13 protein-coding genes are annotated in these 23,285 nt (G+C 59.1%); 8 read left to right on the plus strand and 5 right to left on the minus strand.

Annotated elements, in window-relative coordinates:
- Window positions 1–11 precede the first annotated feature (11 nt).
- From GGR28_RS08630 to zwf, 3 genes are all read right to left on the minus strand, one after another.
- Window positions 12–5,042, minus strand: coding sequence for a two-component regulator propeller domain-containing protein (locus GGR28_RS08630; protein WP_183495360.1), 5,031 nt, complete (start codon window positions 5,040–5,042; stop codon window positions 12–14).
- Window positions 5,043–5,220: 178 nt separating this feature from the next.
- Window positions 5,221–6,819: an L-aspartate oxidase gene (nadB, locus tag GGR28_RS08635; RefSeq protein ID WP_183495361.1), complete on the minus strand. Its 1,599-nt coding sequence runs from the start codon at window positions 6,817–6,819 to the stop codon at window positions 5,221–5,223.
- A gap of 77 nt (window positions 6,820–6,896) precedes the next feature.
- A complete protein-coding gene (zwf, locus tag GGR28_RS08640; protein WP_183495362.1) occupies window positions 6,897–8,429 on the minus strand; it encodes a glucose-6-phosphate dehydrogenase in 1,533 nt (510 codons plus the stop codon).
- 87 nt (window positions 8,430–8,516) lie between these two features.
- On the opposite strand from zwf, the gene GGR28_RS08645 reads away from it, so the two are divergent.
- The 6 genes from GGR28_RS08645 (at window position 8,517) to GGR28_RS08670 (ending at window position 14,376) form a co-directional block, all read left to right on the plus strand.
- A complete protein-coding gene (locus tag GGR28_RS08645; protein WP_246416539.1) occupies window positions 8,517–8,966 on the plus strand; it encodes an RpiB/LacA/LacB family sugar-phosphate isomerase in 450 nt (149 codons plus the stop codon).
- Window positions 8,967–8,986: 20 nt separating this feature from the next.
- The gene (locus GGR28_RS08650; protein WP_183495363.1) at window positions 8,987–10,336 is read left to right on the plus strand and encodes a hypothetical protein; all 1,350 of its coding nucleotides are present in this window, start codon (window positions 8,987–8,989) and stop codon (window positions 10,334–10,336) included.
- 88 nt (window positions 10,337–10,424) lie between these two features.
- On the plus strand, window positions 10,425–11,885 hold the full coding sequence (gndA, locus tag GGR28_RS08655; RefSeq protein ID WP_183495364.1) for an NADP-dependent phosphogluconate dehydrogenase: 1,461 nt from the start codon (window positions 10,425–10,427) through the stop codon (window positions 11,883–11,885).
- Between the two features lie 127 nt (window positions 11,886–12,012).
- A complete protein-coding gene (locus GGR28_RS08660; protein WP_183495365.1) occupies window positions 12,013–12,666 on the plus strand; it encodes a YceI family protein in 654 nt (217 codons plus the stop codon).
- 21 nt (window positions 12,667–12,687) lie between these two features.
- Entirely contained in the window at window positions 12,688–13,137 is a 450-nt protein-coding gene (gene tsaE, locus GGR28_RS08665) for a tRNA (adenosine(37)-N6)-threonylcarbamoyltransferase complex ATPase subunit type 1 TsaE (RefSeq protein WP_183495366.1), read from the plus strand.
- A 3-nt stretch (window positions 13,138–13,140) separates the two neighbouring features.
- Entirely contained in the window at window positions 13,141–14,376 is a 1,236-nt protein-coding gene (locus GGR28_RS08670; protein WP_183495367.1) for an alanine dehydrogenase, read from the plus strand.
- Window positions 14,377–14,399: 23 nt separating this feature from the next.
- On the opposite strand, the gene GGR28_RS08675 is transcribed toward GGR28_RS08670, so the two are convergent.
- Window positions 14,400–15,248 carry a mevalonate kinase family protein gene (locus GGR28_RS08675; protein WP_183495368.1) on the minus strand — a complete coding sequence of 283 codons (849 nt, stop codon included), beginning with the start codon at window positions 15,246–15,248 and terminating at the stop codon, window positions 14,400–14,402.
- Window positions 15,249–15,343: 95 nt separating this feature from the next.
- Here GGR28_RS08675 and GGR28_RS08680 point away from each other — a divergent pair, with 95 nt between their 5' ends.
- Together GGR28_RS08680 and GGR28_RS08685 are read left to right on the plus strand one after the other, a co-directional pair.
- Window positions 15,344–18,628: a DUF7379 domain-containing protein gene (locus tag GGR28_RS08680; protein WP_183495369.1), complete on the plus strand. Its 3,285-nt coding sequence runs from the start codon at window positions 15,344–15,346 to the stop codon at window positions 18,626–18,628.
- Window positions 18,625–21,432: a CHAT domain-containing protein gene (locus GGR28_RS08685; RefSeq protein WP_183495370.1), complete on the plus strand. Its 2,808-nt coding sequence runs from the start codon at window positions 18,625–18,627 to the stop codon at window positions 21,430–21,432. The genes GGR28_RS08680 and GGR28_RS08685 overlap by 4 nt, the downstream gene beginning before the upstream one ends.
- A 191-nt stretch (window positions 21,433–21,623) precedes the next feature.
- Here the strand turns inward: GGR28_RS08685 and proS are convergent, their stop codons facing one another.
- Window positions 21,624–23,093: a proline--tRNA ligase gene (gene proS, locus GGR28_RS08690; protein ID WP_183495371.1), complete on the minus strand. Its 1,470-nt coding sequence runs from the start codon at window positions 23,091–23,093 to the stop codon at window positions 21,624–21,626.
- Window positions 23,094–23,285: the final 192 nt, after the last annotated feature.

Genomic DNA, 23,285 nt, shown 5'->3' on the forward strand with positions numbered 1-23,285 from the left:
CGCCTCGCAGTTTACTTAAAGGTCATTATCTCGACGCCGGTCCATTCCTGGTCGGTGCCCTTCACGAGCAGTTTACTGGCGCGGTGGAGAAACAGCCGGGCAGGTTGATCGTCCGGCGTGATTTTCAGGACCTGATCGAATGCGGCAACGGCCATGGCGAAGTCTCGATGGTAAAAATGGGCTAAGCCCCGTTCGAACAGCCCATGGGCCGCAAGTTTTTTCTTGATGAGCGATGGCGGATCGCCGTTGAAACACTCGTACAGGCCGATGGGGTCTTTTTTGCCCTTGACGACCACCTTGCCCAGGTATCGCAGGTTATAGGCCGTCGTATCCTCGATCCGGTCAAGGCTATCCTGACTGAGCAGGATCGATGCACCATAGTATTTGGTCAGGCTCTCGATGCGGGAGGAGGTGTTCACGGTATCCGCGATCGTGGTCGCGTCCATCCGGTTTTTGTCTCCGGTGATGCCCATGATGAGCGGACCGCTGTGCAGGCCCGTTCCCACCCGCAGTGGGGGTTGACCAGCCTGCCGGAGTCCACGATTTCGCTGCCGAATGGTGGTTTGAATGGCAATGGCTGCATCCAGTGCGTCCTGACAACGGCGGGGAAAAATGGCCATGATGCCGTCGCCCAGGTACTGATTTACGAAGCCGTGGTTTTCCTGGATGAGGGGCCCGATGCGTCCGTTGAAGTCGTTGACGAACATGAACGTCTCTTCCGGTGTCATGGCTTCCGAAATGGTGGTATAGTCACGGATATCGGTGAAGAGGACGGTCACTTCGCGTTCGATATGGTCACCCAGGAGCACCTCCGTCAACCGGTTGCGGTTGAGGGAATGTAAAAAGGCGTTAGGGACGAACTTGCCGGCTACTTTGAAGATGCGGTGTAGGTCGAGCTGGGTATTGATGCGGGCCAGCAGTTCTTGCTTGTGGATGGGTTTGGGTAGGTAGTCGTTGGCACCGAGGGCCAGCCCCTGGACCACGTTCCTCAACTGGTTTTTAGCGGTCACCATGATAATGGGCAGCTCGGAGGTCAGGTAAGTTTGCCGGAGTTGTTGACAAACCTCGTACCCCGACATGCGGGGCATCATGACGTCCAACAACACCAGATCGAAGGGTTCACTCAGCTCGATTGTGCGAATCGCTTCTTCTCCGTTCATAGCCCGCGTCAGGTGAAATCCCTGACGCGATAGGTGATTACACATAACCTGTTGGTTGACCGGTTCGTCGTCGACAACCAAAATGCGGACATCGCCCGGGTTGCTTTCCGCCAGTACCTCCGGCAACGGCTGATACGGGGCGAATAAGGCAGGGGAGGCCACCTCGACCGTCGGTACCGGAGCACTTTCTCCGGCGGTGGGCACGGTAAAGTAAAAGGTAGAACCTCTTCCGACTTCGCTCTCTACCCAGATGGTGCCCCCGTGCAGTTCGACGAGCCGCTTGCTGATGCTGAGCCCCAGACCGGTACCGGAGAATTGCCGATCGGCCGCACCGTCCAGTTGGCTGAATTCCGTGAACAGGAGGTGCCGCTTGTCTTCCGGAATGCCCACCCCGGTGTCTGCTACTTCCACCCGGATGCGGTCGTCGTGGTGTACGGCCGCCACCCGTACGTGGCCTCGTTCGGTAAATTTCATGGCATTACCTACCAGGTTATAGAGGATCTGCTGCATCCGATTCTCGTCGGCCAGTGCCGCCGGCAGATCGGCAGGAATTTCGTTCAGCAACTGCAAGTCCTTCGCACCAATCAGCGGGGCGTTGCTGTGGAATACGATATCGCAGACGATCCGCAGGTTGAGCGGCTTTCGTTGCAGCGCGAGATCGGAATTCTTGAGTTTGGAGAAGTCAAGAATGTCATTGACCAGATGACTCAGCCGCTTGCCGGAAGAGATGATCATGCTGAGGTCGGTGCGCTGTTTTTCGATCGGTACCGTACCAACGGTTTCGTATAGCGACTCGGATAGCCCAATGATCCCGTGGAGGGGCGTCCTTAACTCGTGGGACGTGTTCGCCAGGAATTGATCCTTCAGCTTATCGATCTCCCGCAGCCGATCCGTCATCAGCCGCTCCTGGGCCAGCTCGCGCTCCCGGAGCCGGAGGCGACGTTTGTGACGACCGGTCCGCCACCGCACGAAGCGGAACAGAAGAAGAGCTCCGGCCAACCCATATCCGAGTCGTGCCCACCAGGTTTGGTACAGGGGGGGGAGAATGGTGAAGGTGTAGGCGATCGGGTCGCTCCACACCGATCCCTCACCGATCGCGCGCACCTTTAGGGTAAAGGTACCATAGGGCAAATTTCGGTACTCGGCGGTGGCGGAAGGGGAGGGGATGCTCCACGATTCGTCGAGGCCCTCCATCCGGTAGCTATACTGCACCTTATGGGGCGCACTCCAGTCGATGGCCGAGAAACGGAAGTTGAGGTGATTGAGCCGGCTGGGTAGGGACAAGCTCTGAGGGTAGTTAGAAAAGGTCGTTGCCGGACCTGCTGACCGGGCCAGACGCTTACCGAAGGGCAGCGTACGTTGGTAGGCCGTATCCGAAAGCCGATGAAAATCAATGAAGTGCTGGTTGATATCTATGGAATTCAGACTGATCTGCGGGCTGCCGGACGGGAAGTGAAATTCATTAAGGTCCAGTCGGGTCAGCGATTCCCCCGTGCCAAACCACAGTCGATCCTCGCGATCCAGGTAAGCGCCACGCCAAAAATTAAGGTGTAGTAAGCCGTCGTGCTTGGCGTAGGGTGTGTTGCGGTATACCGATTCCACTACCGTGGGGGGAAGGCGTGTTTCGGTGTCGGCGGGGAGCGCGGGAGCAAGCAGGCTCAGCCCCTGATGCCTTCCCAGCCAGATGTTCCCCCGCCCATCGGCAAGAACGGAGAGCGGTGCCCCCAGTTTGTCATTTAACCGAAACGGAAAAAAATCAGTGCCGTCGTAGTAGCGTAAGCCCTGCTGCGTTCCCAGCCACAGCGCGCCGGGTCGATCTACGGTCAGGGCAAACACCCGGTGACTCTCGGTGGCCGGGTCGATGAGCCCGCGATAGTAGGTAGCGCTTTCCTTACTGCCGGTGGTATCGATGCTAAAGAGACCGACGTGGCGGGTATTGAACCAAAGTTTACCCCGCCGGTCGTCCACGATGGTATTTACCCAGGGAAGGTAGTTCGGATCGGCCGCTGCGGTCGTTGAGTCCGACGATACGATGAAATGCGTAAAGCGGGGTTTGGCGGAACCCTCGTTCGCCAACATGCGTGTGACCCCGACTCCGACACCACCCATCCAGAGGGCGTCGTTTTCGTCGTGGTGCAGGGAGAACAACGCGTCTTCCCGTAAGCCTTGCCGCGTAGTGTAGGTGGTGAAAGCGCCCCGGCCCCGGTGGGAGGTGGGGTCATAGCGGCTCAGTCCGCCATTGGTGCCGAACCAAAGATTGCCCCGTCTGTCCTCGGCGACGGCAAAAACCGCATCTCCGGCCAGCCCCTCCTGCTTGGTGAACTGGGTAAAGTCGTGGCCGTCGTAGCGGAATACGCCCGCCCCATTCGTCGCGATCCAAACATTGCCCCTACTATCGCCCTGAACGGTGTAAGTGTTCCCGCCGGTGAAGCCATTCTCCCGCGTGAAGTACTGAATGCCGGGTTTGTGTTTGATGGCACCATTGGTGCCCGACCCAAACCAGAGGTTCCCCTGCCCGTCTTCGTGAATGGTCGTGATGTCGTTGTTGGATAGTCCGTGGCTGGCGGTGTAGCTCGTAAACGTGGGTGTATCTCCATCGACATCGCGCAATTTAGTGACGCCCGCGTCGGCGGTAGCGAACCAGAAGTTGCCCGTGAGGTCCTCGTGTATATCAGTGATCACCTGGCCGTTCAGCCCTTGCTGACGTCCATAGTGCACCAACGTTTCACCGCCACCGTGTGGGGCCGGGTGCAGGCAGTCTACTCCTCCGCCCGCGTCACCGCTGAAATTGACGTCGAAGGATTGTCCTCCGCCACCCGAGCCGAACCACAGTCTGCCGGTGCGGTCTTCGTAAATCGACAGGACGTGGTTATTGACCAGCCCCTGCTCGGTAGTGTAGCGGGTCAACGTGCCAAAGGGGGCCACCGAGGTGTCCGGGTCAAACTTAATCGCCCCGCCGTTCAGGGTGCCGAACCAGAGGTTTCCCCGGCGGTCTTCCAGAATGGCTTTGATGTTGTTGTCGCTTAGTCCCTGCCGGGTCGTAAAGTGGGTGAAGGTTGCCCCACCTCCTTCCCCGGACGGGGTAAGGCGCTTGATGCCTTCCCGGGTACCCACCCATACATTGCCGTGGCGATCTCCGGCTAGGGCCAGCACCAGGTTGTCGCCGATAGTCTCTACGGTGGTGTAATTGGTGAAGTTACGGCCGTCGTATTTACTGATGCCCGGTTCACCGCCAATCCATAAGTTCCCGTCCGCGTCTTCAAACATACTTTTTACCCAGGTGACCCCCAGCCCCTGTTCCGTGGTATAGTTCGTGATAAAATTCCCGTCGTATTTGCTTATGCCACCGTCCTGCCCGAACCAGATGTTGCCAGCGCGGTCCTGAAGTATAGCGTAGATCCGGCCACCGTTCATCAGGCTTCCTGCGTCCAGAAACTGAAAGTAGCCGGTGGCGGTCCGTGATAACCCTAGTGCGGGCACCGGCTCGGGTTTGGGCTGGATGGCGGGCCGAACAATCGCATGCGCGGTCACGACCCGGGGCGGCGGAACGCCGTCGGTGCCGGGTTGGATGATGGTCGGAGGAACGGTGATGTCCGTCACGCGTGGTGCCCCGGCCGCACGTACGTTGTCAGGACCTGAGATTACCCGGGGCTGTCCGGCAACCGGTCGAGTCCGTGCCAAAGCGATACTGTCGGGGTGGACCTCCGTAACAACCAGCGGAACCGACTGCGCGCGAACGGGCAGGGGGGCTCCTGCCTCCGTGGTGTAGGGCGATGGTGGATCGCCGGAGGTCACTCCACTCTCTCTGCAACCTGCGATTAGCAGAAAGATCAGTAAGTACACATAGCGGTCCATCGTACGTCGGTTGGCACCATCGGGCAAATAACTATTGTTTATCCTGCACAAACGGACAGGTAACCTGTCGTACGCATTGGTGATTTCGCGAAACGATCAGGGGACAACCGCCGGGGCCGGCTGTTCAAATTAACCAGAAGTTGCCATATGTGCAAGGCGGCCTACCGGAGGTCGCTACACAGAACGTTGCTCCTAAGTACCCACGCTACAGTACCGAATACTGCACGAAATCCGCCCGTTCGGGATAGTCGGTTGTGTAGTGCAGTCCGCGGCTTTCCTTCCGCAGGGAGGCGGCCTTGGTGACGAGGTAGCCGACGGTGATGAGGTTCCGTAGCTCGCAAAGCTGGGGGCTGACCAGGCTGTGACGGTAGAGTTCTTCCGTCTCGTTGTGGAGGAGGGTGAGCCGGTCCCGGGCGCGCTTGAGGCGTTTGTCGCTGCGAACGATACCGACGTAGCTGGACATCACCTCCTTCAGCTCCTTGATGCTCTGGGTGATCAGTACCTGCTCCTTCGGTTTGGTGGTGCCGGTGCGCTCCCACTGGGGGATGTTCTTTTGGAGGCCGTCGTGGTCGATGTTGCTGGCGATGGAATGCGCGATGCGATGACCGAAAACCAGGGCTTCCAGCAGGCTGTTGCTGGCCAGGCGATTGGCTCCGTGCAGGCCGGTACTAGTGCACTCTCCTGCGGCGTAGAGCCGGTTGACCGAACTGCGCCCGAACTCATCCACCTTTACTCCACCACACATATAGTGGCAGGCGGGGGTCACGGGTATCAGGTCACGCATGGGGTCGATGCCGATACTCTTACACTTTTCGTAAATCGTGGGGAAGTGGGCGATGAACTTCTCCTCATCGAGGTGGGTGCAGTCCAGGCACATATACTCGACTCCACCGAGTTTCATTTCGTTGTCGATGGCCCGGGCGACAATGTCGCGGGGAGCGAGGCTGCCGCGGGAATCATAATCGTGCATGAATTCCGTACCGTCCGGCCGCTTCAGGATCGCCCCGAACCCTCTTACCGCCTCACTCACGAGAAATGCCTGCTTCTCCCGACCCGGATTGTACAATGCCGTGGGGTGAAACTGCACGAATTCCATATTCTCCAAGTGCACCTTTGCCCGGTAGGCCATGGCAATGCCGTCGCCGGTAGCGATGATGGGATTGGTGGTGCTGCGGTAGATCTGTCCGTTGCCCCCGGCGCAGAGCACGGTCGTACGTGCCAGAATGGTGCTAATTTCCCAGTTCTCCTTGTTGATCACATACGCGCCGTAGCATTCGATGTTTTCGGTCAGGCGGGTCACGATGTGGCCCAGGTGGTGCTGCGTCAGCAAGTCGAGGGCAAAATAATGCTCGTGTACCTTGAGGTTGTCCAGGGTAGCCGCCTTCGCACTCAGGGCCCGCTGTATTTCCCAGCCGGTCAGGTCCTTGTAGTGCAGGATCCGGTTCTCCGAATGCCCACCCTCCCGACCGAGGTCGTACTTCTGAAACTGGTCCAGGTCAAAGCGCGTACCCCACTCGATAATTTCCTCCACCCGCTCGGGCCCCTCCTCGACCACGATGCGCACGATGTGCTCGTCGCAGAGACCGGCTCCGGCATCCAGCGTATCCGCAATGTGCTTTTCGTAGTTGTCGGTCCCGTGGTCCCACACCGCCGCCACACCACCCTGGGCGTAACTGGTGTTTGACTCACGCTCGTTCACTTTAGTCAGCACGTCAATCTTCAACTCCGGCCGCAACATGGCGAGTTTAATTCCTGTGCTCAGACCGGCAATTCCGGAACCGATGATTAGTACGTCAGTGGTCATGGGTGGGGGGGGTGCGTTGTTGGGTTATTGGGTTGTCGGGTTATTGCGGGCAACTTAAGAACCCGACAACCCAACAACTACAACTTAGTATAATGCTTCTCCTCCGTCAGCGATGCCTGCGGATTGCGCCATCCGCCACCGACATTGTCCCAGAGGCGGTCGGCTTCTTCCGGTCCCCAGGTGCCGGCTTCGTAGGTGACTAGGGGGGCTTCGTTCTTTTCCCAGGCCTCGATGATGGGATCCACGAATCCCCAGGCCGCTTCGACACTGTCGCCGCGGGCGTAGAGGGTGGGGTCCCCCTTCATGCAATCGAGCAGCAGGCGGCTGTAGGACTCGGGGACGTCCTTGGTGGTGAGTTCGCGGTAGAAGAAGTCCATGTCGACGTTCTTTACGCGGAAGCCCTCACCGGGAACCTTCATGCCGAACTCCATGGCCATTCCCTCGTCGGGTTGGATGCGGATGATGAGCTGATTGTCGCACTTCATCGCGTAATCGTCGTAGGAGGCGAAGATGGCCTGCGGTGGATTCTTGAAGGTAATAACTACCTCGGTGACCTTCAGCGGCAGGCACTTTCCGGTACGGATGAAGAAGGGTACGCCGGCCCAGCGCCAGTTGTCGATGAAAAACTTCATGCCGACGTAGGTTTCCGTCGTGCTGTCGTCGGGCACGCCCTCGGCGTCGCGGTAGGCGACGACTTCGCCATCCTTGGTCTTCCCACCCGTATACTGCGCCCGTACGACCTGCTCGGCTACCTGCTCACCCTTGATGGGCCGCAGCGATTGGAACAGCTTCATTTTCTCCCCCCGGATCGAGTAGGCATCCGCCCGGATCGGCGGCTCCATAGCCACGTGGGCGAGCACCTGCAGGAGGTGATTCTGGATCATGTCGCGCAGTGCGCCACTCTCGTCGTAGTAACCGCCACGACTGCCCACACCGACCGTTTCGGCCGCGGTTATTTGGACCGACTGCACGTAGTTGCGGTTCCAGAGGGGCTCGAAGAAGCCGTTGGCAAAGCGGGTGACCAGCAGATTTTGCACGGTCTCCTTACCCAGATAATGGTCGATCCGGTAGATGTTGTTCTCCGGAAAGACGGATTGGATCTCTTTATTCAGCCGCTTAGCCGATTCCTCGTCGTATCCGAAGGGTTTTTCGATCACGATGCGCGCCCAGCCACCTTCCGGCTCGTTCAGCCCCGAAGCGGCCAGGGCGTTGGGGATGGTACTGTATAGTTTGGGCGGAGTGGAGAGGTAGAAGATGAAGCGGTTGCCGGTCTGGAACTGCTGGCTCAGGTCCTGAAGGCGGGCTTTGAGCTTGTTGATGTCCTCCTCGCCGTCGTACTGCTTTAGGTCCTGGTAGAACAGGAGCTTGGCAAACTCCTTCAATTTGGGCTCCGCCTTTTTGTCCTCGTCAAAAAACTCATTGTCGAACACCACCTTCTGGCGAAATTCCTCGTCCGAAAAATCGGTGCGACTGGCTCCCAACAAGGCGAAATGGTCCGGCAAGTAGCCACCCCGGTAAAGATCGTACACCGCCGGAATGAGTTTTCGTTGCGCCAGGTCGCCGGAAGCTCCGAAGATGACGAGGATGTGGGGTTCTACTTTGCTGGCCATAGTTTGGGGTTTCTCTAGCAAAGGTGGGTACTTTTTATAAGGTTTACGCCCCGGGCAAGGTAATTTTAGGCCCTGTCCATAAAAACTATGTCCATGACCATTGGCATCGCAACCGATCACGGCGGCATCGAACTTAAAGAAAAACTCCAGCAGTACCTCGAAGAGAAGGGGTACACCGTCCGCGATTTCGGCGCATATACCTACGACGCAAAGGACGATTTCCCCGATTACGTCATTCCCCTGGCGCGTGCCGTCGGCTCCGGCGAGGTCGATCGGGCCGTAGCCGTCTGCGGAAGCGGGGTAGGAGCGAGCATCGCCGCCAACAAAATCAAAAATGTGCGGGCATGCCTCATCAATGAGTCGTACTCCGCCCGCCAGGGCGTTGAGCACGACGACATGAACATGATCTGCCTCGGCGGTCGCGTCATCGGCATCGCCCTGGCGACGGAATTACTCGATAATTTTCTAGCCGCCGAATATCAGGCACTGCCCCGCCAGCTGCGCCGAATGGGCAAGGTCGCCGACCTGGAAAAGTAGGGCGGCGGAGCGCAGGAGCCATGAAAACAGAAGAGGAGCAGGGCAACTTGGACCGGCCATCACAGCTCAAAGGGTGGTTCGACAACCTCCAGCAGGAGAGCTGGCAACTGGAACTCCTCATCAGCGGCTTCGCCATCTTTTTGCTGATCGCCGGCTACGAATCCCTGAACGGACTCAACGGGCTGATCCAACGCTTGCTTCTCGATGCCAACCACTGGCAACCCCTGGCGATCACCTACTACATCATGCGTACCGCTTACCTAGTGCTTATCGCCAGTTTGGTGATCCACGTGCTCCTGCGGGGCATTTGGATCGCCGCCATCGGCTTGCGGTACGTCTCCGGCGATATCGACTACGCGGCGCTCGGATACCGACCACGGTACACCCGCTTTCTCCGGCGGCGCATCGGCAGTTTCGATAACTACCTCGAAAAGCTGGAACGCCTCTGCAGCGTGGTGTTTTCGGTGGCCTTTCTCATCATTTTTTGCTTCTTCAGCGTCACTGCCTTCGGGCTGTTCACCACCACGCTCCAATTTGTCCTAAGCTGGCTCTTCGGTCAGGAAGTGCACCAGAGTGGGCTGCTGAGCGGCAGTGGGCTGGGCCGGCTGATCGCCCTGCCCACCGGTATCCTGTTTTTTATCGACTTTCTGACCCTGGGTTTCCTGAAGCGCAACCGCTGGACGGCCGCCGCTTTCTATCCCATCTACCGCTTTGTGGGCTGGATCACGCTTGCCAATCTCTACCGACCCCTGTACCACAATTTGGTAGACCATCGCTTCGGGCGCCGACTAGCCCGCCTCCTGCCCGTCTTCGTGCTGCTCGCCATGGTGGCCGTATCCGTCCAGTATGTAAGTGGTCGTTTTCAACCACAGTACGCTAGGGATAGTCACTACGCCATTGCCGCAAACAACTACGACGATACCGCAACGAACCCAGCCACCCAGTTTCACCGACCGACCCTGCGTTCCAAGTTTCCGGAACACGATTACCTGGAACTATTCATTCCCTACCTGCCGGCCATCAATGATCCGGTCATACGCAAAATAGCTCCCGCTCTAACCGAGACCGCCTACCCGGGCATTAAACTTCGCGGCGGCATTTACGCCGGCAGAATGTACAACGAGGAGGCCGATTATGGCGCTACGCTGGCTATCATGGGCAGGTTGCACCGCGTTTTACTAGACAGTCTTGCCCTTTCCGTAGATCCCCTCTTTTACTTTCACGGAGGTCGGGAGCAACACGGCCTGCTCTACATGATCCCTACCCACCAGTTGCCGGTTGGGAAACATGCCCTCCGAATCGAATCACGTACCTCCAGCGCGGATACGGCGGCCTGGTCGAGCTACGGCAACATCTACTTTTACAAGTAAACGAACCAAAGTTGGCGCGTTGCTTTTTACCGCTTTACCTTGTACCTGCCCCGGTGACCTTCGGGGACGCAATAAAAATATCTCCCCTATGGACCAGCAACTTTATGATTTCGGTATGATCGGCCTCGGCGTAATGGGCCGGAACTTTTTGCTTAACGTCGCCGACGATGGCTACGGAGCCCTAGGCACCGACATCGACGACGAATCGGTGGAGGCCCTGAACCACGAAGGCAAAGACATGCGCGTCAAGGGGGTAGGTACCCAAAAGGAATTTGTAAGCCTGCTCACTAAGCCCCGTAAAATAATGATGCTGGTCCCCGCCGGCAAGATCGTCGATAAGGTCATCGAGGGACTGCTGCCCCTGCTCGACGAGGGCGATATACTCATCGATGGCGGCAACAGCCACTACGACGATACCGACCGCCGCTACGAATTTCTGAAGGGCAAGGGCATCCGCTTCCTCGGTACCGGGGTGTCCGGCGGCGCGAAGGGAGCCCGGCTCGGTCCCAGCATCATGCCCGGTGGAGATCGCTCGGCCTGGGAGGATGTGAAGCCCATCTTGGAAACCGTCGCCGCGAAGGTAGACGGCGAACCCTGCGTGACCTACATCGGCGAATCAAGCAGCGGCCACTACGTAAAGATGGTCCACAACGGCATCGAATACGGCCTGATGGAACTCATCGCCGAGGCTTACGACGTACTCAAACGAGTAGGCGGCATGGGCAACGACGAAATGTCGGCCCTTTTCACCAAGTGGAACGAAGGCCGCCTGAACGGTTACCTCATCGAGATCACCGCGTCCATTCTGAAGTACCGTGAAGAGGGGAAAGACACCCACCTGCTGGACGTTATCCTCGATAAGGCAAAGCAGAAAGGTACCGGCAAGTGGACCAGCCAGTCGGCAATGGACCACGGCGTACCCGTCCCAACCATCGATGCAGCCGTCACCATGCGCGCCATCTCGGCCTTCAAGGAGTACCGCCAGGATACGAGCAAGCTGTACAAGGACATTCACCCCGAGGAAGTAGCACTCAGGGGCGAGGGGTTGGCCGAAGCCGTAGAGAAAGCCCTTTACTTCAGTTTCATCACCTGCTACGCCCAGGGCATGCAACTCCTCGCAGAGACCAGCGTGGACCGCGAGTACAACCTCGACCTCGAGGGCATTGCCCGCATCTGGCGCGGGGGGTGCATCATCCGGGCCGAAATGCTGGAAAAAATTCGCGAAGCCTACGGAAAGCGGGAAGGCCTAAAGAATATGATGGCTACGAAGGAATTTCGGGACGACCTCTTCGCCTGCCGCGACGGCATCGCGGAGGTCGTACACCAAGCGACCGAACGGGGCATCCCCACAATGTGCATGTCCGCATCCCTCCAGTACTTCGATGCCTTCCGCTCCGAAAGCCTGCCCCTTAACCTGGTACAGGCCCAACGGGATTATTTCGGCTCCCACTCCTACGAGCGACTAGATCAGAAGGGCATTTTCCATACCTCCTGGGACGAACCCCAGACCGCCAAGGTAATGGACCCCCCAAGTGGAGCCGAAGGCTAGGGCGCTCACATAAAAATTCAATGTATGTACATTAAATTTTCATCTTTTCTCAACTATGCGTTGGGACAGGGGGTTTTGTGTACTGCCGCAGCGAAAAATGTGCGGTACTCATAAAAACCAGAAAACTATGATTCGTTTACTGTCCCTCGCCGTTTTTTCGGCATTACTTACCGCTTGTGGCCCGTCCGGCACCGAAGTTGAATCCTCCGATGCGGTTGCTGAGAACGCAACTGCCCAGGCTACTGCAAGCTACACGGTCGACCCACAGGCCAGCACCGTTATCTGGAATGGTACCAAGCTGATTGGCGGCGGCCACACCGGTATCGTACCCATTGCGAGTGGAAACCTCGAGACCGACAACGGCAAGCTCGTCGGTGGCGAGTTCACGCTCGACCTGGCCGGTCTGGAGAACACGGACCTCGACGGCGACGGCAAGGGTAAGCTCGAAGGCCACCTCAAAAGTGCGGATTTCTTCGATGTAGAGCAGCACCCGACGGCCAAGTTCACCATCACGGGGGTCACTCCCGCCGAGAATGCAGGAGATGACCATAATTACGACATCACCGGCAACCTGACGATGAAGGGCAATTCCCGCAGCATCACCATTCCCGCTAGCGTGACCATGGAAGAAGATCGGATCGTCTCCACTACGCCCGACTTCGTCATCGACCGCACCGAATGGGGCATCGTGTACAACGCCGGCTCTACGGTCGGTATCGTGAAGGATAAGGTCATCAACGACGAGATCGGCCTGAAGCTCGATTTGGTTGCCAAGCGGTAGCCGACGTAGTAGCTTTGCGGGATGGACATTTGGTACACCCTGGACGACCTGTCCCGCGTAGCAACACAGCTGCTTACCACTTACGGTAACCAGCGCATTTATACCCTGGAAGGGGAGTTGGGTACGGGCAAAACTACCCTGGTTGCCGAATTATGCAGGCAGCTCAAGGTGAGTGAGCCCGTATCCAGCCCCACCTTCAGTATCGTGAACGAGTACCGCACTGCGGCCGGCGGCACGATACACCACCTCGACTGCTACCGCCTCGAAAGCGTGGAGGAAGCCATCGAGGCCGGCCTTGAAGAGTTACTGGCCACTGCTCCGGCAACCACCGCTGATGCCGTATTTGTAGAATGGCCGGCGGTGATAGAACCCTTGTTGCCCGACCGCGTTGTTTTTCTGAGCTTGTACCACGATCCGGATGGCGGGGGAAGGCGTCGACTCAGTATAAACACCGGCCACCCCCCAAGCTAAACTATGAGCAGTAAGGAAAAGGAAAAGATTGATCTCCCGAAGGAGCTCACTTCCGGATACGGCCAGACGCAGACGGAAACGCTTGCCGTCGAGCCGAAAGCGGAGGAACTTTTCATTGGCATTCCAAAGGAAATAACGCTCCAGGAAAAACGCGTCGCCATCGTTCCCAGCGGTGTACACAACCTCACCAGTCGCGGCCACCGGGTGCTGATCGAGACGGAAGCCGGTAGTCCCAGCAGCTTCACCGACCACGACTTTAGCGAGTGCGGAGCCGAGATCGCTTATTCCGCCCAGGAGGTATACAAAAAGGCCCGCGTAATCATTAAGGTCGCACCACCTACCCTCGACGAGATTGAGATGATGCAGGAAGGATGTATCCTGATCTCTCCGCTTCAGTTGCCCATCATCAACGCGGAATACCTCTACCGCCTCAAACATAAGCGCATCATTGCCCTGGCCATGGAGTACATGCAGGACGATGAGGGAAGCTACCCACTGGTCCGCATCATGAGTGAAATGGCCGGCGTCTCCGCAATTCAGACGGCCGCCGAGCTGCTTAGCACCAGTCATGGCGGACCCGGCGTACTGCTCGGAGGCATCTCCGGCGTACCGAGTGCCAAGGTGGTCATTCTCGGTGGCGGGGTCGTAGCCGAATACGCCACCCGGGCAGCCCTCGGCATGGGGGCGGAAGTACGCATCTTTGACGACAACATCCACAAGTTGATGCGGCTGCAGAACTCCGTCGGCCGCCAATTATACACCTCGGCCATGAACCCGGTGTACCTGCGCCGCGAATTGATTGACGCGGATGTTGCCATCGGAGCAATTCACGCCGAGCACGGACGGGCTCCCGTCGTGGTAAGTGAAGACATGGTCCGGGCCATGAAGCCACACTCGGTCATCATTGACGTAAGCATCGATCAGGGCGGCTGCTTCGCTACGAGCGAACTTACTAGTCTCGATCGGCCCACCTTCCGCAAGCACGACGTTATCCACTACTGCGTCCCCAACATCGCCAGTCGGGTAGGGCGTACCGCCTCCATCGCCGTCAGCAACATCCTCACCCCCCTGCTGCTACAGGCCGAAGGAGCTCGCAACTTCGAGCACTTCCTCGTCCAGAACAGCGGCATGCGTCAGGGCATTTACACCTTCCGCGGCTGCCTCACCAATCGCTACCTCGGCCAGCGCTTCGAAATGCGCCATACGGACATCGATCTCCTGATGACCAGTGGGATGTAAATTTTAAATGTATAATTTGAAATTTAAAGCCAGCTGAGTTGGGAGCCAAACACTCTTTCCGCAACCGCACAATCGTTGGCCAGGCCCAACAACATTCCACCTCCGCCGGCGCCGCAGAGTTTGAGTCGGTACGCACCTCCGCCGTTCCACTGCGCATGGAATTCTTCAGGAATGAAGTGGGGAAAGCGGGCAATTTGGAAGGCAGAGATTTGCGCGAATGTGTCGTACAATAGGTTTCGATCGTCCGCAATCAGGGCGGTTATGGCGCGCTCCACCGGTTTACTCCAACCCTGTTCAATCAGGTTAGCCATTTCCCCATCGTGGGCGTTCAGAAATTGCTCGATCAGCCGGGAAGCCCTACGGGTGTGGCCGGTGTCCAGGAGGAAGAACCCAGTAGGCCAGCTTTCCGGAAGATTCACGGCACCCGCGGCCCCGCCCTGACTTAACAACAGTGGCTGCCGTAGGTACGATATCAGGGGGTCGGTACCCGAACTCTGACCGTGAAAATGTCCCTCCATACGGGCAAGTAATGTGCGTAAGTAGTTGAAGTTCAGCTGCTGTGCGGAGGGGGTGGCATAGTTTTCTAGAACCGCCGCACATACGGCCCCACTGCTGCCCAGCCCGTAGCCGGTAGGAATATCTCCGGCCAGGCGGGCCCCTTTATTGGTTTCATCATAGAGGCGGACCGTATCGAGGAGCGGGTGAAAATCCGGCTGATCCAGGTAGTCAACAAATTTGAGGAGGCGCTCGTCGGGCACGCCCACGGTCCACCGCAGGGCAAAACGGGGGTAGGGAACGGCCAGGCCACGACCGCCGCGTAGTAGAGTATGCTCGCCGAACAGCAAAATCTTGGCGGGGTAGGACCTATTCATCAGTCACAAAATAGGTCAAACGCACACAAGGATCGGGGCGGGGACGCAGGAGCGGTGCTTGTTGGAACAGAAGCAAAGCGACTATATTGAGACTCATGGCAACACTTACCGCGCTCCTGGTCGGAATCGATCGTTATCCGGCTGAGTCGGGCGTCTCTCCGCTGCGGGGATGTGGCAACGACATCGATCACTGGAAGGACTTGCTGCTCACCTACTTTGGGGGAGATGCGGCCCGTATTCGGGTCCTCAAGGATGAGTCGGCCAGTTACTCCAACATCGTCGCGGCCCTCGCGAATACGGCGGATGAGGTCGGTCCGGGCGACCGCTTCTGCTTCGTGTATGCCGGCCACGGCTCCCGGGAACCCGCAGCCGGGGAGTTCGCGCGCTACTTCCCCGAAGCGTTGCAGGAGACCCTGGTATGCTACGATAGTCGCCTGCCCGGCGGCCATGACCTGGCCGACAAGGAATTGCTCTATCTGATTCGCGACATTGCCGACCGGGGTGCCGAAGTGACGGTGGTGCTTGACTGCTGCCACTCCGGATCGGGTACCCGCAGTGTTACCGGCAACGGTACCCTCATCCGCCGCGCGCCCGACCGCCGTACACCCCGGCCGCTCGCCAGCTACCTGGGAGGGAAACTAATCGCGGAGATGGGAAAAGCAGGCGAAGAGTACCGCCTTCCCGCGCCGCGCCACCTCTTACTGGCCGCATGCCGCCGGAATGAGGAAGCCCGGGAATTGCCCAACCGCCGCGGACTCCTTTCCGGACTCGTAGAGCAGGCCGTCAGGGAGACCGACGGACGGATCACCCACGCCGACCTGTACCGGCGCATCACGGTGGGCGCGCTCAACGTGACCGCCTCCCAACACCCCCAGTTGGAAACTTACGGCGGCTTCGACGGGTCGGGCGGCTTTCTCGGGTCGGAGGCCACCGTCGCACTGGCCGAACTGCCGGCGGGCCGCGCTGAAACGGGGGAGTACTACGTATCGATCGGCGCACGGGATGGCCTGCCCGACCAGGAGCCCGAACGCATCAGTTTTCGACTTAGCGCAAGCGGAAAAACACCTGTAATAGTTCGCGCCCGCTCGGTGGGGTTCGATCGTACGGTGATCGAGAAGTTTCCCGGTGGCGATGAAGGGGTAGCTTACACGGCACGGCTACAATCCCCACCACGCCCGGCGGCTCCCGTGCACCTGAAGGTCGGCGCAGATTGGGAGACGCAGCTGTTGGAGGGGGGCGCTGGTCGGCCTTCTCCCTATTATCACCTTTCTCCTTCCGGCACGCGCGCCGCCTACTCCGTCGTCGAGGGTGGGGGAGGACTACGGATCGTAAGGCAGGCGGATGACCGTACGCTCTACACCGTCTCCGGAGCGCCCGCCGAAGGGGTTGTACGTGCGCTACTCAATCGCCTAGAAACGGTCATGCGGTGGGAGTATCTGGTAGCGCTCGATGCCACCGCGCCGATAGCCGATCGGGATGCAGTCGAACTGATTCTGGAAGTAAGGGAGCGGGGCCACTGGGTGGTGCCGCCGGTAATGAATAATGAGACGGTAGTTGCCATTCCGCACACGGACGGAAGAACTGATTTTCTGCAGTTTCGGGTTTCCGTGCGCAATCGTCACCCGGACAAGCCGCTTTACTGCGCCCTGTTTTTCCCTACCGACCGCTACCATTACTACTTCACCGGCTTCAACGCACGGGTGGATGCCGGCACGACGGTCGTAGCCTGGGATGAGGTGGCCGATGGATCACCCACCCGTTTTGCCGCATCCGGTACCCCAACCAGCCTGCACCTTCTGAAGCTGTTCGTAAGCGAGCGGGAGTTGGACGTAAGCGGGATGAACTCTCCGGGGTTTACCATCGGGGAAACGGAACGGGTCAGTAGCAACAAACGGAGCGTCGTGCCGGGAATCGACCCTATGGATTCGGCTCCGGCGGGTGCCGACTGGTGGGCGCAACTTCTGCGAATTCGGGTCGACGAGCAACAGCCTGCGATCGGGGCAGAACCGCTGGTGCTGCTGGATGGGCAGGTCACCGTGCGGCAGCGCCGGGACACCTTTCGGGCGGAAGTGGCGGTAAGTTCGCTCGGGCAGGGAAAACGAAGCCTATCGGAAAATAGCCGGTTGCGGGAGCTACTGGACGGGCAGCGTGGGACGGAAGTGGTGCAGTTTTCTTCGGGGCGACGTGGATCGACTAATTACGCCGTGCTGGAACTCAGGAACATCCACAACGCCGGGGCGCTCGCCGATAACCCCCTGGAACTGGAGCTCGATCTTGCAATGGAACCGGACGATGGACTACAGGCCGTTGCCTTCGACGGGGAGTACTTGCTGCCCATCGGAGAATTATCTACCCCCGCCAGTGCCTCGCGCAGCATCCTGCGCATTCACCACCTGCCCGAGCCGGGTGCCGGGGACCGCCGCAGCCTCACCGGCGCACTGAAACTGGTTTTTTTAAAGTACGTACTGCGGCAACCCGGCCACCGGTTGCGCTGGGTGGACTATTCCGGTGTCACGCCCCGCCGCACCGCCACCGATCTGAAGGCTAGGGTGGGGAAGGCCCGCCGGATATTGCTCTGCATCCACGGCATCATCGGGGATACGGAGGGCATGGCGGCCTTCGGACAGGCGCAGGTGGAAAGCGGACAGTATGATCTGGTCCTGACCTTTGATTACGAGAACTTGTCCACCCTGCTGGAGGATACCTCGAAAACCCTCGGGGATGCCCTGCGCCAGGAAGCCGGTATGACTCCGGAACACGAACTCACCATTCTTGCCCACTCGATGGGCGGACTGGTCGCCCGCCACTTCATCGAATGCCGCCGCGGGGGGGAGCTGGTCGACCGATTGATCATGGCCGGTACCCCCAATGCAGGTTCCGAGATCGCCCGGGTGACCAAATACCGCGATGGGGCAGTAATTCTTCTGGGCTTGGCCATCAATTTCGGGTGGTCCTTCCCCGCCGCCGCGGCCCTAAGCGCTGCCCTAAAAGCATCGGGTAAAGTGACCAAGACCCTCGAGCAAATGCTGCCCAACAGCACCTACCTGGACCAACTGGAAGATGCCCCCGACCCCGGCGTCGACTACCGGGTGCTGGCCGGTAACCTGGACGACTACCTATCCTCACGCTCCGACGTGCGCCGCCTAATGGACAAGCTCTACCGTATGGGCGGGCAGCTGTTCTACCGGAACCTGCCCAACGATGTGGCCGTGAGTATCGACAGCATTCGGTCCGTTCCCGTTCGTCGCCAACCCTTAGCGGAGGCCCGGGAAGTTGCCTGCCACCATCTCAATTACTTCACCGAGCCGGAGAGCACCGTGATCCTGGAAGAATTCCTGGCTCCGAACGAACATGCCCTCGCCCCAAACAAAGACATATGACCACGGAGCAACGCATGCTACACCGCTTCCGGGCGAAAATGCAGAATCCCGTCGCGTGGGCCATCCAGGTATTACAACTCACCGCCAAGCTGCCGCCCGCGGAACGGTCTGACGGGTGGCGGCGCGCGCTGGAGCTGAGTAATCCGGCCCAACGGCGGTCCCTTTTCTACTACGTGCAATTGCTGAGTGGAAACGGACCGGAAGAGACGCGCATCCCGGATCTGCCCGAGCTTTCGGAGCAGACGCTGGAGGAATTTTTGGGAGATCTGCAAAAGACCGACCTGGCAATTGACGCGTACTATTCCCGCAATTCCGCAATGAGGGAGCAGTTTGCCGCACTGACGGACCGGTACATCCAACTGGGGTCGATTGACGACCCACTCGTTGAGGCGGAAAAGTTGCTGCATGACGTCCGTGCCGAACGGCAACGGTGGGGCGAACGGGACGAGCGACTAGAGCTGGTTGAACTGGAGACCAAGGTACTGGGGCAACTGGCCCTGGTGAACAAGCAGCGGTCCGATTATGGGGAGGCCCTGCGCTGGTACGTTACGGAGGCGGAACTGGCCCGTCGGCACGGAATGGAGGAACGGTGGCTGGAGGTGCTCGTCAGTCGTGCCGAGATTCACCAGCGTGGGGGGCGAGAAGCCGCCGAGGCCCTTCGCCTGATCTTACCCCTCTGGGAAGAACAGCGGGAGGACACCCTGCATTTGCCGGCCGCCGAACTGACCCTTTTGCTGGCCGATACTTACTTCAATGCCGGGGATACCTACGAAGCACGCAAATATGCCGGTACGGCACGGCGGCAACTCGGGGAGCTCGAATTGGAGCACGACGCCGGTACCGCGCTTGTGGCCACTACCGATCACTGGATCGAACAGCTTGCCCCCCGGTTTGAAGTGCCGGAGGACTTTATGGCGGAACTGCTCAAGGCCCTCATGCTTAATCTTCAGCTGGAGCGTCTGGAAGCGAAATTGAACGGAGGGGATGAGGAGGTGCCTACGAAAGAATACACCCGGGTGATCGAAAAATTGTGGGAAGCGGTGCGGGAACAGGAAACGGAGGATCACGCGGCGATCCTGTCGTTCTCTTCCGGCGATGGGTTTTCTCAGACTCCAAGGGAGAATGCCGCGATAGACACCGGTCCGCCGCCGGCCGTCCTGTACTGGGAAGCCGGGGAGCAGGCGGCGGAAGCGGGAGACTATACCCTCGCCCACCAGCACTTCGAGGCGGCGTACAAATTAGGTCAGGAATCCGAAGACGATGACATCAGCCTACATTCCCTAAGCTTGCTCATGGTTCACCGACCCGCGGCGGATGTCGCCGGTAGCCTCAAAGCAGCCCTCCGCGCGATCCGACAGGTGGAGGCCGTACGGGCCGAATTGCGAACCCCCTACCAGCAGTCGGCCTACATGGCCAACAAGGAAATGTTCTACGGGGTAGCCATGATCTCCGCCTGGAAACTGAATCAAACCGACGCCCTACTGCGCACCGGAGAACTTTTGAAGGGGCACCCGGTCGAATACGGTGGGTCGCCGGAATCACGGGCCACCGTCAATGAGGAGTTGCGGAGCTTGTCCGACCGGGCCGGAGAAGATCCTTCTTCCCTAGAGTCCCGGCAGCGACGCTACGACCGCTTCATGCTCGACCAGCCCACGCCGCCCGATCGGTGGGAAGCGATGCCGGAAGACTTTGCCGGTGCCATCCGCCGTCGGTTGCCCACCGACGCCGCCGTAGTGAATTACACCAATCTCGCCAACCAGGTGCTGCTGATCACCGTACTCACGCGAGAAAAGCAGCTAGTGATCCGGCAGGTAACGGACAGCGCCGCTCAGTTCGATCAGCTGGCTCACCGGGAGCTCTTTGCTTCCGATTTCTCTTCTCCGCTCCTGCGTTCCCCGCGCTACGTACCCGGTACGGATGAGTCACCGCGTGAAGTTATCGACTGGGATTCCCTGACCGACTGGCTGCTGCCCCCAGAAGCGTACGCCCTAATTTCCAAAAAGAAGCAACTGTACGTTTGTCCCCACCGCCAACTGCACCGTGTGCCCTTCCATGCCCTGCGGATCGGGGGTGATTACCTGCTTACACGCCACGTCGTGAGCTACGTCCCCAACTTGAGCGTATTGCTAACTGAGCGGCCGGTGTGGGAACTTACCGGAGTGTCGGCCATCGCCAGTGCATTCTACTTGCCGCACGCGGGCGTCGATCTGCCTCCCATACCCGGCACGGAGCTGGAAGTAAAACAGATCACCGAAGCCTACCGCAAACAAGGATTGCCGCAGGAGCTACTATCCGGAAGTGACTGTACCCGCACCAAATTTTTGGACCTGCTCGATGCGTTTGAGCAGTCAGATCTCCCATCAGTCCTCCACCTGGCCGTTCACGGCGAAGACGCGCCGGGCGATGTACCGCTCGATACCCGCCTCTTTCTGCACCGCGGCACCACCGATGGCTTCGATCTGCTGCTGCGTAACCTGCCCTTTCCACTGGTCGTGCTGAGCAGTTGTTTTGCCGGCAACCGCCCCGGTGCCGGTCGCGAGCTGCCCTACCTTCCCGCCGACGACCTGTTCGGCTTCCAGGCCGCCTTCTTTGCCGCCGGTGCCCACCGCGTCCTCGGTGCCCTCTGGGCCGTCGACGACCGGGCCGGCACGGAACTGATGACCGAGTTTCACCGGCAACTGCTCCGGGGCGAGGAGCCCGCCACCGCACTGGCACTCAGCCAACGACACTACCTGGCTACGGCGCCGGAAGTGCAGCGGCATCCGCGGTACTGGGCGCCGTTCTTTCTCTCTGAGAGCAGGTGAGTAGCCGACGAGAAATCATGGAGAACGTCTCGGACCCGAGGTCGCTCGACCTGATCTAAATCCGCGTACTCAGACCGCAGCACGAAAAATCCGTGCAAATCTGTGCCCGAGCGCAGCGAATCCGCGTTCGACGAAGTCAATCTGTGTTAAAATTGTCTCGGACCAGAGGCCGCTCAACCTGAAATTTACGGTTAGTAAGCCTTTGCAAACACCACCTTCCCCGCACTCGGCTTACCCGAAAGGATGCAGCTGCCGGTTTCCTCTACCCGATCATTCGGGATGCAGCGGATCGTAGCCTTGGTGAGTTCCTTGATCTTGAGTTCGGTCTCGGTGGTGCCGTCCCAGTGGGCGTAGACGAAGCCGGGGATGTCGCGGTCGATCGCCGCCTGGAATTCCTCGAAGGTGTCGACGTGGGTGCTGTTCTCTTCCCGGAAGCGGACGGCCCGGTCGAAGAGGTTCTGCTGGATTTCCTCGAGCAGGTTAGCGACGTGGTCCACGATGCCGTCGAGGGGCTGGCTCTCCTTGGTCTTCTCGTCGCGGCGGGCTACCTCAATGGTGCCTTTGTCGAGATCGCGCTTGCCGAGGCCCAGGCGAATGGGAATGCCCTTCAGTTCGTTTTCGGCGAACTTGAAGCCGGGGCGTTGTTTGTCATCGTCGTCGTAAGTGACGCGGATGCCGCGGGCCTTGAGTTCCTGCATCAGTTCTTTGGCCTTGGTGTTCAACTCTTCGCTGGGCTTCGGGATGGGGACGATCACGACCTGCACCGGTGCCATTTTGGGCGGAAGGACGAGGCCTTCGTCGTCGCTGTGGGTCATGATGAGCCCACCGACCAAGCGGGTGGAAACGCCCCAGCTGCTGGCCCACACGTATTCTTCCTGGTTTTCGGCGTTGCTGAACTTGACGTCGAAGGCCTTAGCGAAGTTTTGTCCGAGGTTGTGGCTGGTGCCGGCCTGGAGGGCCTTGCCGTCCTGCATCAGGGCCTCGATGGTGTAGGTGTCGATGGCACCGGCGAAGCGCTCATTGGCTGTCTTGACCCCACGAAGTACCGGCATCGCCATGTACTCTTCGGCGAAGGTGGCGTATACCTCCTGGATTTTAAGTGCTTCCTCGAGGGCTTCTTCGGCGGTGGCGTGCGCCGTATGGCCTTCCTGCCAGAGAAACTCGGAGGTGCGCAGGAACAAGCGGGTGCGCAGTTCCCAGCGGACGACATTGGCCCATTGGTTGATCAGCAGGGGCAGGTCGCGGTAGCTGGTGATCCAGTCCCGGAAAGTGTGCCAGATAATGGTTTCGGAGGTGGGCCGGACGATCAGTTCCTCCTCCAGTTTGGCGCTGGGGTCAACCACGACGCCGCCGCCGTTGGGATCGTTCATCAGGCGATGGTGAGTGACTACGGCGCACTCTTTGGCAAATCCTTCAACGTGCTCGGCCTCCCGGCTCAGGAACGATTTGGGGATAAAGAGGGGGAAGTAGGCGTTGACGTGACCCGTCTCCTTGAACATATCGTCGAGCTGCCGCTGCATCCGCTCCCAGATGGCGAAGCCGTTGGGCTTGATGACCATACAGCCGCGGACCGCACTGTTTGCCGCCAAATTGGCTTTCTTAACGATGTCGAGGTACCACTCCGAATAGTTCTCTTCTCTACTGGTGATCGCTTTGGCCATGGGTCAACTTTGGGGTTGGATAAAACGTTGAAATAGAGTGGACTAAGGCACAGCTCCTGCGTCCCCGCCCAACCCAATTTTACACGGGTTTCGGTCGGTAAGCGGGCGTTTAACGCTTTTCTTGCCTACTTTAAGTCCGCTTTAACCGAATCCGGGGCACAAACTTACTACTTTCGACTTTGTAATAAGTGG

The sequence above is a fragment of the Neolewinella aquimaris genome (genome assembly GCF_014197245.1).
In the GTDB taxonomy this organism is placed as follows: Bacteria; Bacteroidota; Bacteroidia; order Chitinophagales; family Saprospiraceae; genus Neolewinella; species Neolewinella aquimaris.